General features: G+C 67.2%; 16 protein-coding genes. 8 read left to right on the top strand and 8 right to left on the bottom strand.

What is annotated here, in order from left to right:
* The first annotated feature begins 32 nt into the window (after window positions 1–32).
* Window positions 33–542: a carbonic anhydrase gene (locus IPN02_11410; GenBank protein ID MBK9297417.1), complete on the top strand. Its 510-nt coding sequence runs from the start codon at window positions 33–35 to the stop codon at window positions 540–542.
* Here the strand turns inward: IPN02_11410 and IPN02_11405 are convergent.
* The 4 genes from IPN02_11405 to IPN02_11390 all read right to left on the bottom strand — a co-directional run bounded on the left by IPN02_11405 (window position 523) and on the right by IPN02_11390 (window position 5732).
* Window positions 523–1899: a hypothetical protein gene (locus tag IPN02_11405; protein MBK9297416.1), complete on the bottom strand. Its 1377-nt coding sequence runs from the start codon at window positions 1897–1899 to the stop codon at window positions 523–525. The genes IPN02_11410 and IPN02_11405 overlap by 20 nt on opposite strands.
* Entirely contained in the window at window positions 1899–4001 is a 2103-nt protein-coding gene (gene ppk1 / locus IPN02_11400) for a polyphosphate kinase 1 (GenBank protein MBK9297415.1), read from the bottom strand. The genes IPN02_11405 and ppk1 overlap by 1 nt, the downstream gene beginning before the upstream one ends.
* 23 nt (window positions 4002–4024) lie before the next feature.
* Window positions 4025–4306, bottom strand: coding sequence for a hypothetical protein (locus IPN02_11395; GenBank protein MBK9297414.1), 282 nt, complete (start codon window positions 4304–4306; stop codon window positions 4025–4027).
* 121 nt (window positions 4307–4427) lie between these two features.
* On the bottom strand, window positions 4428–5732 hold the full coding sequence (locus tag IPN02_11390; protein ID MBK9297413.1) for a trypsin-like peptidase domain-containing protein: 1305 nt from the start codon (window positions 5730–5732) through the stop codon (window positions 4428–4430).
* A 183-nt stretch (window positions 5733–5915) separates the two neighbouring features.
* On the opposite strand from IPN02_11390, the gene IPN02_11385 reads away from it, so the two are divergent.
* Window positions 5916–6146, top strand: coding sequence for a WhiB family transcriptional regulator (locus tag IPN02_11385; protein ID MBK9297412.1), 231 nt, complete (start codon window positions 5916–5918; stop codon window positions 6144–6146).
* 161 nt (window positions 6147–6307) lie between these two features.
* Here the strand turns inward: IPN02_11385 and IPN02_11380 are convergent, their stop codons facing one another.
* Window positions 6308–6523, bottom strand: a complete 216-nt coding sequence (locus IPN02_11380; protein ID MBK9297411.1) for a twin-arginine translocase TatA/TatE family subunit — start codon at window positions 6521–6523, stop codon at window positions 6308–6310.
* 15 nt (window positions 6524–6538) lie between these two features.
* Here IPN02_11380 and IPN02_11375 point away from each other — a divergent pair, with 15 nt between their 5' ends.
* Window positions 6539–7225, top strand: coding sequence for a hypothetical protein (locus IPN02_11375; protein MBK9297410.1), 687 nt, complete (start codon window positions 6539–6541; stop codon window positions 7223–7225).
* Here IPN02_11375 and IPN02_11370 read toward each other — a convergent pair.
* The 3 genes from IPN02_11370 to IPN02_11360 all read right to left on the bottom strand — a co-directional run bounded on the left by IPN02_11370 (window position 7222) and on the right by IPN02_11360 (window position 11317).
* The gene (locus IPN02_11370) at window positions 7222–7509 is read right to left on the bottom strand and encodes a WhiB family transcriptional regulator (GenBank protein MBK9297409.1); all 288 of its coding nucleotides are present in this window, start codon (window positions 7507–7509) and stop codon (window positions 7222–7224) included. The genes IPN02_11375 and IPN02_11370 overlap by 4 nt on opposite strands.
* Window positions 7510–7791: 282 nt before the next feature.
* On the bottom strand, window positions 7792–9807 hold the full coding sequence (locus IPN02_11365; protein MBK9297408.1) for a hypothetical protein: 2016 nt from the start codon (window positions 9805–9807) through the stop codon (window positions 7792–7794).
* Window positions 9808–9817: 10 nt separating this feature from the next.
* A complete protein-coding gene (locus IPN02_11360) occupies window positions 9818–11317 on the bottom strand; it encodes a sigma 54-interacting transcriptional regulator (GenBank protein MBK9297407.1) in 1500 nt (499 codons plus the stop codon).
* Window positions 11318–11613: 296 nt separating this feature from the next.
* Here IPN02_11360 and IPN02_11355 point away from each other — a divergent pair, with 296 nt between their 5' ends.
* The 5 genes from IPN02_11355 to IPN02_11335 all read left to right on the top strand — a co-directional run bounded on the left by IPN02_11355 (window position 11614) and on the right by IPN02_11335 (window position 16689).
* Window positions 11614–12186, top strand: coding sequence for a murein L,D-transpeptidase (locus IPN02_11355; protein ID MBK9297406.1), 573 nt, complete (start codon window positions 11614–11616; stop codon window positions 12184–12186).
* A 13-nt stretch (window positions 12187–12199) separates the two neighbouring features.
* Window positions 12200–13072 carry a hypothetical protein gene (locus IPN02_11350; protein ID MBK9297405.1) on the top strand — a complete coding sequence of 291 codons (873 nt, stop codon included), beginning with the start codon at window positions 12200–12202 and terminating at the stop codon, window positions 13070–13072.
* An 86-nt stretch (window positions 13073–13158) separates the two neighbouring features.
* On the top strand, window positions 13159–13917 hold the full coding sequence (locus IPN02_11345; GenBank protein ID MBK9297404.1) for a succinate dehydrogenase cytochrome b subunit: 759 nt from the start codon (window positions 13159–13161) through the stop codon (window positions 13915–13917).
* A 16-nt stretch (window positions 13918–13933) separates the two neighbouring features.
* Entirely contained in the window at window positions 13934–15862 is a 1929-nt protein-coding gene (locus tag IPN02_11340; GenBank protein ID MBK9297403.1) for a fumarate reductase/succinate dehydrogenase flavoprotein subunit, read from the top strand.
* A gap of 47 nt (window positions 15863–15909) precedes the next feature.
* Window positions 15910–16689 carry a succinate dehydrogenase/fumarate reductase iron-sulfur subunit gene (locus tag IPN02_11335; GenBank protein MBK9297402.1) on the top strand — a complete coding sequence of 260 codons (780 nt, stop codon included), beginning with the start codon at window positions 15910–15912 and terminating at the stop codon, window positions 16687–16689.
* The last annotated feature ends 92 nt before the right edge of the window (window positions 16690–16781 follow it).

The raw sequence follows: 16781 nt of genomic DNA, 5'->3' as shown, positions 1-16781 counted from the left end.
ACGAGCCATCCGACGACCCGACGGGAGCGCACATGAGCGCCGATTTCACCCCAAATTACAGCGACATTCTGGCCGGCAACGCCGAGTACGCCGCCAACTTCCACGAGCCCGAGCTTGGGGTGGAGCCCACCCGCCGGGTCGTGGTGATTGCGTGCATGGACTCCCGCATGGACATCTTTGCCCTGCTCGGGTTGGCCAACGGCGAATCCCACATCATCCGCAATGCAGGCGGTGTGATCACCGACGACGTCATCCGCTCGCTGTGCCTGTCACAGCGAAAGCTGGGGACCCGCGAGGTCATCCTGGTGCACCACACCGACTGCGGGCTGCAGACCGTGACCGAGGACGCCTTCAAGGCCGAACTGGAGGCCGAGCTCGGCATCAAGCCGTGGTGGGCCCTCGAGTCGTTCGTTGACCCCTACGCCGACGTGGCTCAGAGCATGGCCCGGCTGGCCAGCAGCCCGTTCATCCCCTACAAGGACCACGTGTCCGGGTTCGTCTACGACGTCACCACCGGACGCCTCAACGAGGTCGCTGGCTGAACAACCCGCCGAGCGGACGGGCGAACGCCGGCGGCGGGCGCAGCCTCGGATCCACCCTCGACGCTGCGATCAGGTACAGCACCATGGCGCCCACCCCGCCGACGAGCACGAAGGCCGACCCGGCCGTGATGCCCAGGCGAAGAAACACGGCGACCGCAGCGCCGAGCACCCACACCAGCTGAAACTGGCTCTCGAACCGGGCGAAGACCCGACCGCGGTCGACGTCGGGCGCCCCCGCTTGAACCAGCGCATCGAAGGCCTGTTTACCCACGCTGGCACCGGCGGCCACCCCGAATGACAGCGACACCATGCCCGCCAACCCGGGCAGCACCAGCGCGGCCAGGGCGCTGAGAACGATCACCCCCATCGAGGCGGCCAGGATCGTGCCCTCGCTCGCCCGCGCCCTCATCCGAGGGGCGGAGGCAGAGCCGGCCAGCCCTCCGACGACCGCAGCGACGACCACCGCCGCGAAGAACCAGGTGGGGTACGGCCCGTCGCTTGCCGCCGCGACGTACTCCGAGCGGGATGCCGCCGCCACCCTCCCGACCACCGTGCCCGGCGGCGGGGCATCGGGCGGGCGACGAAGACCAAACGCCAGGAGGAACGTCACGAAGCCCACCACCCAACGCAGCCAGGACATCGCCGCCGCCGAGGTTTGCACCGGCAGGTTGTTGAGCTCGGCGGCCACGTCTGGATCGGTTCGCTCGACCGGTCGCCTGGGGTCGGGAATCCGGATAGCAGCGAGCGACGCTGCCAGGAATACGATGCCGGCCAACGCCAACACAGCGCCGGGCCCCACCAACGTGGCCAGGCCTGCCGGAATGGCGGCCGCCGCCCCGGCCAGCCCGGACAGCAGTTGGAGCTTGGAGTTGGCCTCGACCAACTCGCTGTCGCTGCTGACAGCGCTGGGCACCAGCGCCGCCTTGCCTACCTGGTAGGTCTTGCCCAGCACCAACACGAGGAAGGCTTCGGGGAACAACAACAGGCCGCCGTCGACGTTGGGGATCATCGCCAGGGCCAGGCCCATTCGTCCAACCGCCGAGGCGAGGATCACCAATCGGTGGCCACCGGGCACGCGGTCCATCGCCGGGCCGATGAACGGTCCGACCAGCGCAAAGGGCGCCATGGTGAACAACAGGTACAACAGCACCCGCCCGCGGGCGTCGGTCGGGTCCACCTGGAAAAACAACGTGTTGGCCAGTGCGATGGCGACGATCGCGTCTCCGGCCGTCGACAGCGCATGGGCAACGGCCAAACGAGGGAACGGGTCGTTCCAGCGCACCACCGGGCCCTGCGGGCCGGGCACGGGGAGCGGCCCATCCCACGTGTGGGGCCGGCCGCCGGCACTCGGGTCCACTACATCACGTTGAGGGCGGCCCGCTTGTTGGCCTCCTCCTCCAACACGACGTGGGTGTCGACCTCACCGGGACCGGAACCGGGCGGGTTGACCCGCTGCCAGGTTCGGTCGGTGAGGGTCCACGCCAGCGTGTCGTCGGCCAGCTGAATCGCCAGGATGTCGGCGATGCGGGCGCTCAGGTCCTCATCGAGCACCGGCGTGACCGCCTCCACCCTGCGGTCCAGGTTGCGGGGCATGAGGTCGGCCGAACCGAAGTAGGTGGCGCTGCGGCCGTGCCCGTCGCCGTTGGCGAAGTGGTAGACGCGCGAGTGCTCCAGGTATCGCCCGACGATCGAGCGAACCTCGATGTTCTCCGAAAGGCCCTCGACCCCGGCGCGCAGACAACAGATCCCCCGGACGATCAACTGGACGCGAACCCCGGCCTGGGAGGCGGCGTAGAGCTGATCGATCATGTCGCCGTCGACCAGGCTGTTCATCTTCATCACGATGTGGCCGGTGCCCTCCGGTGCTTCGATCTCCCCCCGAATGCGAGCGCTCAGCGCGCTACGCAGGTGATGGGGGGCGACCAGCAGCCGGTGGTACTGCACGTCCCGTGCGTACCCGGTGAGGTAGTTGAACAACGACGAGGCGTCGGCTCCGATCACTTCGTCAGCGGTCAGCAGACCAAAGTCCTCGTAGATGCGGGCGGTCTTCGAGTTGTAGTTGCCGGTGCCCACATGGCAGTAACGACGCACCCGATCGCCTTCCTGGCGGACGACGAGGGCCACCTTGGTGTGGGTCTTCAGGCCGACCATGCCGTAGACGACGTGGACGCCGACCTTCTCCAGGCGCTTGGCCCACACGATGTTGTTCTCCTCATCGAAGCGGGCCTTCAGCTCGACGAGGGCCGCCACTGCCTTGCCCTGCTCGGCGGCGCGGATCAGCGCCTCGATGATCTGGGAATCACCGGACGTGCGGTACAGGGTCAGCTTGATCGCCTGAACGTCGGGGTCGCGTGCCGCCTGCCGGATGAACTCCTCGACGCTGCTCGAAAAGCTGTCGTAAGGGTGGTGCACGAGCACGTCACCCTTGCGAAGGGTGGCGAAGAAGTCGGCAGGTACCGTCTCCGGCCCCGACGCCAGGCGCGGCTGGGTGATCCCGTTGAACTCGGGATAGGTGGCATCGGGCAGGTCGAGGGCGCGGATGGTGAACAGCCCGGTCAGGTCGAGGGGCACCCGACGCCGGAACACATTTTCGGGCCCCAGGTCCAACTCCTCGATGAGAAACTCGACCATCTCCTCAGAGGCGTGGTCATCAACCTCGAGACGCACCGCACCGCCAAAGCGCCGCCGGCGCACTTCGGACTGCACGGCCGCCAGCAGGTCATCGGCCTCGTCCTCTTCCAACATGAGGTCGGTATTTCTTGTCACCCGGAAGATGGTGGAGTCGACCACCGACATGCCGGGAAACAGCCGATCCAGATGGGCGGCGATCACCTGCTCAAGCGGGACAAACCGGTCGCCTTCGGGCAGCGCCAGGAACCGGTCGAGTAGGCGGGGCACCTTGAGACGGGCGAAGCGCACCTCTTCGGTCAGCGGATCCCTCAGGCGCACGCCCAGGTTGAGCGAGAGGTTGGAGATGTAGGGAAACGGATGGGAGGGATCGACCGCCAGGGGGGTGAGCACCGGGAAGATGCGCTCGTTGAAGACGTCCCGAAGCCAGTCCTGGTCGCTGGGGGGCAGCTCCCGCCACTTGATGAAGTGGATGCCGCGGTCGGCCAGCGCGGGCACCAGGCCCGAGAGGAACACCTCGTCTGCCCTGTCGGCCGACTCCGAGGCGCGCTTGTAGATCTCACGCAGCTGTTGGGCCGGCGTGCGGCCGTCGTCGGACCGGCTGGTGACACCCGATTCCACCTGCTCCATCAGGCCCGCCACACGAACCTGGAAAAACTCGTCGCCGTTGGACGTGAAGATAGCGAGAAACTTGGCCTGCTCCAGCAGCGGCGTGTCGGGGTCCTCGGCCAGGGCGAGGACGCGCGAGTTGAAGTCCAGCCACGACAGCTCACGATTACTGAAGCGGGCTGGGCCCAATTCGCTGGCCGCCCCCAATGACTCCCCACTCATGGCATCGCCTCCCCCTTCGGCGCTCAGCGGTCGTCGCCCTCGTCGTAGCCGAGGTCCCACGTGAGTCGGATGTGTTCGCGTTCGGCGTCCTTGTTGACCCGTTCCCGGTTGCGACGAAACTGTGGGTCGTGGGCGGGCAGCAGCATCAGACGTGCGTTGACGCGAGCGGCGAACGCGTCGGCGACGGAGCGGTCGCCAGAGACCGTACGGATGTCCCAGTGGGGTGCCACCGGGCCCCCGTAGACGATCGTCACGTCGGCCCGGGGCGGAGAGTCGGGGTCGTAGAGTGGCTCTTCGTAGGCGATGGCTGGCTCCAGAGATCGAGATCGGCCTGCGTCGCAGGCTGCGTCGACGCCATGATAGGTGCTTCTCGGCTCACGCCGTACTCTCGCACCACGTCGCCCAAGCGACGCTTTCAGCCGCTGTTCAGCCGCCCACCCGTCCGACGGTGGCATCGATGCTCTGGCGGGCGCCCGATCGCAGGAAGACGACGGACAGCTCGGTACCGGGCTTCGATGCCGCCACCAGGTCGCCGACCTGTTGGGACGAGGTCACGGTTCGACCGTCGATCTCGACGATGACGTCGCCCTTCTGCAGTCCTCCGTCCGCAGCGCCGGAGTCGGGCACGACGCTGGCGACGAAGGCGCCGGCGTCAACCTGGACGTCGAAGTTGGTCTTCACGTCGGCGGGCAGGGCCTCGACGTCCTGGGTGCGGACGCCCAGGAATGGGCTGTCCGCCGTCACCGGGCTGTCGCCGGATTCGATGTCCTCGACGAAGGGCATCACCGAGTCGATCTCCAGGGCGAAGCTGATGTTCTGGCTGTTGGCTGCGAATGCGGTGTTGATGCCGACCAGACGGCCCGAAACGTCGACCAACGGTCCACCGGAGTTCCCGGGGTTGATCGCGGCGTCGGTCTGGATCAGGTCGACGAGCTGACCGCTTGGGCCCGGGATGCTGCGGCCGGTGGCCGACACGATGCCGGAGGTGACGCTGGGATCCTCCCCGAGGCCGAGGGCGTTGCCGATCGCCACAACCTGGTCGCCCACCTTGAGGTCGGAGGAGCGCCCCAGCTCGACGGGAACGACCGGCTTCTCAAGGTCCTGCAGCTGGATCACCGCAACATCGCGCTCGGGGAAACTCCCGACCAGCTTGGCCGGGCGGGTGCGCCCGTCGAACAGGTCGACGCTGATCGACTGCGCACCCGAGACGACGTGGGCGTTGGTGAGCACCAGGCCCTCATCCGACAGCACGACACCCGAACCTGCGCTGGCAAACATCCCGTCGCCGGTCTGCTCACCGGTGTTGACCGCCACGACGCTGGGGCGAACCAGCTCGAGCAGGGTTCCGATGTCGAGGGCCTCGCGCCGCAGCTCGTCGCTCGGCCGGATCTCGGTGATCTCCCGGCGCGGCGCCAACACCAGCAACGCACCGACAACCATCGAGGTCACCAATGCGCCGACGACCCCACCGATCACGGCGCTTCGCCAGTGACCGGCGCCGCCGCCCCGCCGGTCGGAGCCCTGCGGTTCGCCACCCGAGGGAGCGGCGGGCGAGCCGCCCAACGGAGCCCCGACAAAGATGGGGGGCGACTTGGCCTCGGCCTCGGTTGCTCCGGGTCGAGGAGGCGTTCCGGCGGGCGAGAAATGGGGAAGGGGGGACCCGTCGCGCCCTGCCTCGTTGCCCGAAGACGTCAGGCCGCCAGCCCCGGGGTGAACACTCTCGGATTCCATGAGACCCCCAGCATGCAGGCTGCGGCCCGTCCCTACCAACCGCCCCCACCCGATCGGAGTGGCCCCGCTCGGCCTGTCTGTGCCCGCTCTCAGACCAAGTGCGCTCTCAGCGGCGACGTTTGGGAACAAAACCCTGGGCTGCTAGTTGTAGGAGGCATGAAGTCCATGATGGATAGCGAATGGATGGACGAAGGCAACTGCGTCGAGCAACCGCCCGGCCTGTTCTTCCCCAGCGATGGTGTCGGTGTCGAAGTCGCCAAAAAGGTGTGCGTCGACTGCCCGGTTCGAGAGGTGTGCTTGGAGTACGCCTTGGTCAACCGGGTCGACCACGGAGTTTGGGGTGGCACGTCCGAGCGTGAGCGCCGCCGCATACTCAAGCGCCGTTCCGTGACCAGCCCGGTTTCGGTCGGCTGAGCGCCTGACCCCTCATCCACGCACCAAACCCCCACCCCTGACCACCCCCCAATGTTGGCCGTCGGCAGCGTGAGACCTCCGCTGCCGACAGGGCCGCGCCCATCCGAGCGCTTCGCAACTGCTCACCGTCCCAAGCTGCACAGCTCGGGGCGTCGTGAAGTTCAGTCGACCGTCGGCTCGTCCCGCTTTGCGGCAGGAGGGGTTGGTGCCTGGGTGGGCTGAGCCGGATCCGGCGGGGGCGTTGAAGCCTTGCCCTCCTCCAAGCCGGCCTTGAACTCGTTCTGTGCGCGGCCCAGGTTGCGAGCCAACTTGGGGATCTGAGAGCCGCCGATGACCACCAGCGCAATCAAAATCACGAATATCCATTCATTACCCATGCGACCATGGTACCCATGAATCAGCGCCGAGCGGCATCGGAGCCTCCCGCCGGGGTGCCTCCAGAGACGGAAACACAAGCCCTCCGGGCCCGTCTTCTGGGACGACGCCGAGCGTTGTCCGAGGCGGCGGTCAGCGTCGCCTCGTCAAGCATCTTGGGCCGCCTGGCCGACGACCTGCGGGTGCGGCGAGCGGCCCAAGCCGGACCGATCGGCCTGTACTGGCCGGTCCGAGGCGAGCCCGACGTGCGCCCGCCTCAGGTGGTCGGTCCCCACCCCGGGGGTGGCCCCACGTTGATGGACGGGCCGAACGGCCTGACCCTGCCTGGCCATCCGGCGGCCCGCCCCCGGATGCTGGGCTGGAATCCCGGTGCCCCCCTGGCGACAGCTTGGGGAACGCTGCGCTACCCCGTCGCAGACGCAACCGAGGTGGAGCCGAGCGACCACGGGCTGATCCTCGTGCCCGGCGTGGCCTTCGATCCCGCCGGCAACCGCTTGGGCAGCGGGGGTGGTTGGTACGACCGCCTACTCGCCGGTTTGGGTGGGACGGCCGGCGACCGCCCCAACGCCAGCACCCCGCTTCTGGTCGGGGTCGCTCACCAGTTCCAACTGGTCGAGCATCTCGAAGTGCAGCGCTGGGACGTGCCGATGCACCTGATCGTCACACCGTCCGAGCTGGTCGCCACCCCCGGCTCAACGAGCTAGGCGGTTTGGGAATCGTCCCGCTTGGCCGCGCGTTCCAGTGCACGCTGGCGTCGGATGCGACGCCGTTCGCGCTCGCTCAACCCACCCCAGATTCCGAACTTCTCCCCGTTCTGCAGGGCAAACTCCAGGCAGTCCTCCCGCACCACGCAGCCTTTGCACACCGCCTTGGCCTCCTTGGTGGAGGCCCCCCGTTCCGGAAAGAACAAATCAGGGTCTACACCGAGACAGTTGGCTTCCAGCTGCCAGCTGGCCTCCTCAGTCTCGTCGGTCGCGTCGTCATCCATTGGTTCGGGGCCTCCAGCCTGCCTCTCCCCCCAGCGGTGGGGCACCGGCTCCGATGCGACCGACGATGCCTCCCTGAGGCTCCGTCATCGCTCGGCGCCTTCGCACCAACCTCCAGCGAGACACGCTTGTAATTACAGCAGTGTGATTTATTCTGACCGCTGCGGGCCCCTCTTTGCAACGCCGAGTTGATTCTTCGGCTGAAAATCTGCACATCCGTCGACCGAAACGTCCGAGTCGAAAGACCCGGGTCGAGGACGCGGATCGGGACCGGAAGCTTCGCCTCAGCGCTGGCGGAGCAGCTTGCGGCGCTGTTCGACGAAGTCGACGAGTACGAACTCGCCAAGGTTCTGGGGGTCGGCGAAGAACGCCCGACCGCCGTTGATCTGGGTGAGCCGCTCGACGAAGCGCGCCAGGCCCCCATCGGGTTCGAGCATGAAGGTGTTGATGCGGATGCCCGCACGGGTGCACCGGCCAACCTCGGTCAATGTGGCGTCGATCGTCGCCTGGCTGGGGGGATATTGAAACTGGGGCTCGCCGGAGGGCCCGATGTGAGCGGTTGGTTCGCCGTCGGTCACCATCAGGATCTGTTTGGTGCCCTGCTCATGGGCCAGCAGCTCGCGGGCCAGCTGGAAGCCGTGGGCCATGTTGGTGCCGTAGACGTAGTCCCAGCTGGCCTCGGGCAATTGGTCCGCTCGCAGCACCCGGGCGACCTCGGAGAACCCGACGATGCCCAAGTAGTCGCGGGGAAACTGCATGGTGATCAGCCCGTGCAGCGCCATCGCCACCCGCTTGGCCGGCAGGAAGTAGTCCCGCATCGGCATCGACAACGACAGGTCGAGCATCAAGACGGTGGCGGCCCGCACCTGGTGCTCGGTTTCGGCGATCTCGAAATCGTCGGGAGACAGCGATACCCGACCGGTCGGTCGCCGGCCCTCGGCGGCCTCCCTCAGCACGGCATTGCGGACCGTGGCGTGCAGGTCCACCCGAAACGGGTCGCCCCACTCCCACGGGCGGGTGACGTAGGCCGGCTCGTGGCCAACCCCGATATCTGGATGATCGTGGGTGCCGAGCTGATCGTTGCGCAGCTGACGGAACACCTGGGCCAGGGCATTCTGGCCCAGCCGCCGCAGACCGGCCGGGGTCAGCTCGAGGCGGCCTTCCTTGGTGTCGATCAGGCCCGCCTCCTGCAGCTGGCGGGTCAGCTCGGCCAGCCGCTCGACCTGCTCCGCGGCCTCGGGGCCCATCAGCTCGGACAGCCGGTCGAGATCGACCTCGCCAAGCGCTCCCGGCGTGGCCGCGGAGCGCAGCAAGCCCTGCAACGAGTCGAGGTCGCCCAGCTCGCTCATCAGCTCTGACGCCTGGGCCAGATCGAGCGGATCGAACCCGGAGGTGTCGTAGCGGGCCGACCAGCCGGCGTCCGGGAACATCTGACGCAGGTTGTCGGCCAGGCGGGACATCTCGAAGTTGAGACCCAAGTCGGACATGATCTGCTCGGACAGCGCCGCCAGCTCAGCGCGTTGCTCGGGCGACAGCGAGTTCATCAGGGCCTGGGTGGCGGCCATGCGACGGGCCAGCGCTTCAAGCAGCTCGTCCAGGTCCTGGGGGTTTTCGGGAAACATGTCGCCGAACCGCTCCATGAAACCCTCGAAGTCGGGCTCGCGCCCCTCGGAGCGGGCCTCGAGCATCGAGTTCAGCTCGGCCATCATGTCGCGGTTGCGAGCGAGTTCCTCGGGGCTGAGGTTTGCCATCGCCCCCGACATCTGATTAAACGCCTGGTCGAGCAGCTGGCCCCGAAGCCTCTCGGTGAGCGCCTCGAAGCGCTCGGCGGCCTCGTCGGAGGTGAAGTCGTAACGATCGAGCGCCTTCATCTGCCCGGCCAGGTCCGGCGGCATCAGGTCGAGGTCAAAACGCTTGTTGGTGAAGGACTCCTGGGCCGACCGGGCCCACTCCTCGTCGCCCGAGGCCCGCGCCGCTGCCTCCTGGCAGTCCATCTCGGCCCGCTCCATGTCGGTGATCTCGGTCAGCTCCTGACCGATGCCCTCGACCGCCGAGCCGAGGTCGGAGTTGGCCAGCAGCTCCTCGCGCCGCTCCCGAAGGCGTTCGATCAGGTCGGTCAGGCCCTCCAGGCGTCGGCCGTCACGATCGGTCATGCCCTCCTGCAGCAGGCGACGAAGGGCAGCGTTGACGTCGCCGGAGTACAGCAGGTCGTCGGTCAGTTCCTCCATGACGTCGAGGGCATCGACGTCGAAGACCACCTGGGTGCCGTCCCATGGTGAGTACCGCAGCCGAGAGGTCACGAGATGCCCATCAGCGGCGGCCCGAGTAGGTGGTGGCGGCGCCCATCGCGTCCTTATTGAGCCGCTTGGACAGGTGCAGGCCTTCGAGCACCAGCTCGGCGGCGGAAGCCAACTCGGCCGCCGTCGCGGCGTCGCCCGCCACCGATGAGGCCACCTTGGTGAGCTCCGGGGCCCCGGAGAGCAGCTCGGTGAACTCGACCAAGGTCACGTCGTCGCCAACCTCGACGGCGCCGTGCTGTTCGATTTCGTCGACAACCCGTCCTAGATCCCCGGGGCTGACCAGCTCGCGGAACACGGCCAGCACGGCGTGGTTCATAAGCTGGCCCACGATCTGGCCCTCTCGGCCCTCCTCCAGGCTCTCGATCTCGAGCTTGCCCATCGTCGAGGCGGGCAGGGATTCGAGATCGCACACCCTGGGAGCGGCCTCGCTCTCGCCAAGGCGCAGGGCGCGTCGCACCGCGTTGGCGGTCATCGTCTCGGCGTTGGTCACGCTGAGGCGCACCGACACGCCGGATCGCTGCGAGATCTGTGAGCTCTGCCGGGCCAGATGGGAGAATGTGGCCACCACATCGGCCATCGGTCGCGGCATCCCGATCGACACGCCCTCGACCTGAGGCACGGTGACTTCCTGGTCGAGAATCTCCACCTCGGTGGCCACCTCGAGTGGGTAGTGGGTGCGGATCTGGGCACCGAAGCGGTCCTTGAGCGGGGTGATCAGCCGACCGCGGTTGGTGTAGTCCTCCGGGTTGGCCGAGGCGACCAACATGACGTCGACCGGCAGCCGGATCCGGTAGCCACGGATTTGTACGTCTCGCTCCTCGAGGATGTTCAACAGGCCCACCTGGATGCGTTCGGACAGATCCGGCAGCTCGTTCATGGCGAAGATGCCGCGGTTGGCGCGAGGCACCAAGCCGAAGTGAATGGTGCCCTCATCGTCGAGGTGCCGACCTTCGGCCACCTTGATCGGGTCGACCTCCCCGATCAGGTCCGCAATCGAGGTGTCGGGCGTCGCCAGCTTCTCGGCGTACCGCTGCGAGCGGTGCAACCACTCCAGCGGGGTGTCGTCGCCCCCCTCGGCCACGGCGGCGATCGCACCGGGGCTGATCGGGGCGGTCGGGTCGTCGGCAAGTTCGGAGCCCGCCACGGCGGGGAGCCATTCGTCGAGCAGCTCGACGAGTGCCCGGATGATGCGGGTCTTGGCCTGACCGCGCTCCCCGAGCAGGATCAGATCATGACCGGCCAGCAGCGCGTTGGTGAGCTGCGGCAGCACCGTGTCGTCGTAGCCGATCACGCCGGGCACCAACGTCTCGCCCGAACGAAGCTTGGCGATGGCATTGGCCCGCAGTTCATCGACCACGCTGCGAGACGTCCAGCCAGAGGCCAACAGCTCACCCAGCGTGGCCGGCAGGGTGTCAGGAGGTGTTGGAACCCGGTGATCTGCGTCGGCCGATGCGGCCGTGGTCTCGGAGGGGGAATCGTGTGCGGTCACCCGGGCAAGGTATCCCGCGATGGGCCGAGGACGAGCCCGCGTCCGGACGAAGACGGAGAAAAGGGTCGGCCTTGGCCGGACCGACCGGCAGAGAGCGATCAAGCCGCCATGCCGATGAGTGCAATTTCGCCTAAAATCTGTTAGCAATCTCAGAACGAAATCACAGCACACCGAGCGGAACCTCACGGAGAGTGATCGTGGCTACACATTCAGCGTCTAATTCGATGAAGCGACGGACCACCGGCAGGACCCGTCTCCTCATCGCCATGCTGGTCATGGCGACGCTGGGCGCCTCGTGCGGTTGCAACACCACCCCCGTGCCCACCGGCCAGACGCTGCGCAGCGGCTCGAGAGGCGCTGCGGTCAAGTCGATGCAATCCCGACTTGGCCAACTCGGCTTTTTTGTGTCGGCCGACGGCTCCTACGGGTCCAACACCTACCACGCCGTCATGGCGTTCCAGAAGTTCTACGGTCTAGGGCGAGACGGGGTCGCCGGACCCCAAACCCTGCGCCACATCAACCTGGTCGGTCGTCCCAACGCCCGCAGCCGCTCGGGCCGGGTGATCGAGGTCGACCTGGCCCGCCAGGTCGTGCTGCTGGTCGACGGTGGCTACGTCCATTCCGTGTTCAATGCGTCGACCGGCGATGCCAGCCACCGCACGCCCCGTGGCAAATACCGCATTTTCCGTCAAATCAACGGCCTACGAGTCTCACCGCTCGGCAAGCTGTGGCGTCCGAAGTATTTCAACGGTGGCATCGCCCTCCACGGCTCGCCGTCGGTTCCCGCCTACGCCGCCAGCCACGGATGCGTACGGCTGACCAACCCGGAGATCGACTTCCTCTGGGGCACAGCTTGGGGCCGCATCGGCACAACGGTGTGGGTCTACTGACGACACTGAGGCGGTGTATCTGCGCTGCGTCGAACTCGACGCCGACGACCTGAGCGTTGCCACGACTGCGCAGGCCCAGACCGTGGCCCGGCGGGCGGTCGACCTCGGCGCCAACGCGGTGCGCGCCCCCTCGGGCGCCATTCCGACGATCGTCAGGAATGCGGCCACCTCGGCAGGGCTGCGGGTAATGGACGAGGAGCACCGGTACCGCCGACGGTCGTTCCTGGAACGGTTGGCAGGCACCGGGGTCTCCTCTTGGCCCGATCTGGCACCTGGAGCTGCGGCGGCGCTGCTGGCCCGGCGCCACCGACGGTGGCCCACGACGCTGGCATGGGTGCGGTCGACCAGCGCCGACGACACAGCAGCGCCGACGACCGGGGCGACCAACCGAGTTCCACCCCAGGAGCCCGTGCCGTCCAACGTGATCGCGACCGTACGGCGGATGGCGGGACGGCCCGGGCGTGGGTTCAGCGCGCCCTGGCCCGAGCAGCCCAGCGATCCGGCCTGGGCACCGGTCACCGTCCTCCCCGAGCCCCCGCCACCGCACCTGCGCCCCGGCCGCGGGTTTGCCGTCAACCTGTGGTTGTGCCGGGACTGGATGGACGGCGACACGGGCGCGGACGCCGACACAGCACGGGTGGTCGCCACGGTGCGGTGGGCAGAACGTGTCCACTCGTGGACATTCTCCGGGCCCGTCCCCACGGCCGGGTCGGCCACGATCGCCACCCTGCCCCTCGTTCGGCCGCTGGAAGGGTCGTTGTCGCTCGAGCTGACCCTGATCGCCGGGGCCGAGGACAACTCGCGACCTCCGACGGCGTGGCGCTACGTGCTGACCGACGACGCAGCGGGTGTGGCCTTCTGGTCGCTCTCGATCCCCGACGAGTAGGTTGGCCACCGACGTCTGGCTCCGCCACCGTCTTGCTCGTTCACACATTCGAGTCGGCTTGACCGACGCAACCGGAGGCCCAATCCATGGCGCAGGTGGTCCAAGGTCGACCAGGAGCCCAGGAACCCGAGTCGCAGCGCCCCACGCGCCGCAACCTTCCCTGGCCCATTCGCTTCCTCGACACGACGGTCGGCATGAAGTGGGCGATGGCCCTGTCCGGCGTCATGTTGATCGGCTTCATCGTCTTTCACATGATCGGCAACTGGAAGATGTTCCTCGGGGCCGAGGCGATCAACCATTACGGCGAGTTCCTGAGGGAACTGTTGTATCCGATCCTCCCAAGGACCGTGTTTCTGTGGATCATGCGCCTCGGGCTGATCGGCGCCTTCCTCGTCCACATCCTGGCTGCCTATCGCCTGGTCGTGATCAACAAGCGGGCCCGCCCGGTCCACTACGAGTCCAAGCGCCAGTTCGTAGCGGTCAACTACGCCAACCGCACCATGGCCGTCTCCGGCACCATCGTGTTGTTCTACCTCCTGTTCCACCTGGCCGACCTCACCTGGGGCGTCGGCGGCGCCGCCGGAAACGGCTGGCAACGGGGCATGCCGTACGAAAACTTCGTTGCGTCGATGAGCCGCCCGCCGGTGGCGATCTTCTACATCGTCGCCAACCTGCTGCTGGCCGTGCACCTCTACCACGGTGCCTGGTCGATGTTTCAGAGCCTCGGCCTCAACAGCCCCAAGTACAACGTCGCCCGGCGCTATTTCGCCATCGGCCTGGCCGTGCTGATCGGCGTGGGCAACACCATCATGCCGCTGGCCGCCATGACCGGCATCGTCTCGTAGGGAGAGCCACATGACCATCTCGCTCGACGCGAAAATCCCCGAAGGCCCGCTGGCCGACAAGTGGGACAACCACCTCTTCAACATGAAGCTGGTGAACCCCAGCAACCGCCGCAAGTTCAAGGTGATCGTGGTGGGCACCGGGCTAGCCGGCGGCGCCTGCGCCGCAACGCTGGGCGCACTCGGCTACGACGTGCAGGTCTTCACCTTCCACGACAGCCCCCGCCGTGCGCACTCGATCGCAGCACAGGGCGGCATCAACGCCTCCAAGAACTACCAGGCCGACGGCGACTCGGTGTACCGGCTGTATTACGACACGATCAAGGGCGGCGACTTCCGTAGCCGCGAGGCCAACACCTACCGGCTGGCCCAGGTGTCGTCGAACATCATCGACCAGTGCGTCGCCCAGGGAGTGCCCTTCGCCCGCGAGTACGGCGGCCTGCTGGCCAACCGCTCTTTCGGCGGCGCACAGGTGAGCCGCACCTTTTACGCCCGCGGTCAGACCGGTCAGCAACTGCTACTCGGCGCCTATCAGGCCCTGGCCCATCAAATCGAGGCGGGCACGTGCACCCTGCACAACCGCACCGAGATGCTCGATCTCGTCCTCGACGACGAGGGCACTGCGGCGGGCATCATCGCCCGGGACCTGATCTCCGGTGAGCTGACCCGGCACTCGGCCCATGCGGTCGTGCTGGCCACCGGCGGCTACTCCAACACGTACTTCCTCTCGACCAACGCCATGAACTCCAACGCAACGGCGGCCTGGCGTGCCCACAAGCGGGGCGCAGCGTTCGCCAACCCCTGCTACACCCAGATCCACCCCACCTGCATCCCGCCGTCGGATGAGTTCCAGTCCAAGCTCACCCTCATGTCGGAGTCGCTGCGCAACGACGGCCGCATCTGGGTGCCGGAGTCGGTCGACGACGTCGACACGCCCCCGGCGCAGATCCCGGAGGAGCGGCGCGACTACTACCTCGAGCGCAAGTACCCGGCGTTCGGCAACCTGGTGCCCCGGGACATCGCCTCTCGCAACGCCAAGACGGCTGTCGACAGTGGCCGCGGCGTCGGCCCGCTGCACAACGGCGTGTACCTCGACTTCGCCAGCGCCATCGAGCGCCTGGGCAAGGACCTCATCGCCGAGCGCTACGGCAACCTCTTTGAGATGTACGAGCGCATCACCGGCGAGAACCCCTACGAGGTTCCGATGCGCATCTACCCCGCCACCCACTACACGATGGGTGGCCTGTGGGTGGACTACAACCTGGAGACCACCATCCCCGGGCTGTTTGCGCTGGGCGAGGCCAACTTCTCCGACCACGGCGCCAATCGGCTGGGGGCCTCCGCCCTCATGCAGGGCCTGTCCGACGGCTACTTCGTCGCCCCGCCCACGGTGGCCAACTACCTGGCCCCCAAGCTGGGCAGCGACCCGCTGTCCACCGACGACCCCGCGTTCGACCGGGCCGAGGCCGAGTTGCAGGGCCGCATCGATCACCTGATGTCGACCAACGGCACCAAGTCTGTCGATCACTATCACCGCGAGCTGGGCAAGCTGGTCTGGGACTACATCGGCATGAGCCGCAACGAGGCCGGCCTGGAGAAGGCGCTGGCCGAGATCCCCGCACTGCGCGAGGAGTTCTGGAACAACGTGAAGATCCTCGGCACCGCCGAGGGGGTCAACCAGAGCCTGGAGAAGGCATTGCGGGTGATCGACTTCATGGAGTTGGCGGAACTGCAGGCCAAGGACGCACTCGATCGCGTTGAAAGCTGCGGCGGCCACTTCCGGGAGGAATCCCAGACGCCCGAGGGCGAGGCGCTCCGCGACGACGTCAACTTCCAATACGTCTCTGCCTGGGAGTACGGCGGCCCGAACATCGCCCAGGACACCGTGCTGAACAAGGAACCGCTCGTCTTCGAAGACGTGACGCCCTCCCAGCGCTCCTACAAGTAGATGCTTACCGACGACCGGTCACTGAGCACCGAGAACGGACCCCGACGATGACCGAAATGCTCAACCTCACCCTCAAGGTATGGCGCCAAGCAGGCCCCGAGAGCACCGGCGAGTTTGCGACGTACACCACCAAGGTGGCCGACGACGCCTCGTTCCTCGAGATGCTCGACTACGTCAACGAGGACCTGATCGACCACGATCAGGAACCCATCGTGTTCGACCACGACTGCCGCGAGGGCATCTGCGGCACGTGCGGCGTCATGATCAATGGTCAGGCGCACGGCCCGCAGAAGGCGACCGCCACCTGCCAGCTGCACATGCGCCAGTTCACCGACGGTGACGAGATCATCATCGAGCCGTTCCGCTCGGCGGCCTTCCCCGTCATCAAAGACCTGATGGTCAACCGGGCGACGTTCGACCGGATCGTCGAGGCCGGCGGCTACATCGACGTCACCACCGGCGGCACGCCTGACGCCAACCTGATCCCCATCGCCAAGGATGCGGCCGAGGCGGCCATGGACGCCGCCGCATGCATCGGCTGTGGCGCCTGCGTCGCCGCCTGCCCCAACTCGGCCGCCAGCCTGTTCACGTCGGCCAAGATGCAGCACCTCAACCTGCTGCCCCAGGGCCAGGCAGAACGCTGGGACCGCTCGATCGCCATGGTCGAGAAGATGGACGAGTACTTCGGCTCGTGCCGCAACTACGGCGAGTGCGGCGAGGCGTGCCCCAAGGAGATCTCGATCGACTTCATCGCCATGATGAACCGTGACTACGTCAAGGCGCAGTGGACCAACCGCCGCCGCCTCGGCGAGCGCAAGGTCGGTTAGAGCGCCAAGCTTGGGTCAGCCGGCAAGGTCGGTTCATTCGGCAAGGTCGGTGACGCCGGCCAGCTCGGTTCAGCCGGCAGGCTCATTATCGC

The sequence above is a fragment of the Candidatus Microthrix subdominans genome (assembly GCA_016719385.1).
Taxonomy (GTDB): domain Bacteria; phylum Actinomycetota; class Acidimicrobiia; order Acidimicrobiales; family Microtrichaceae; genus Microthrix; species Microthrix subdominans.
The sequence above is the reverse complement of the archived record's forward strand: the minus strand, read 5'-3'. Positions and strand labels throughout refer to the sequence as shown.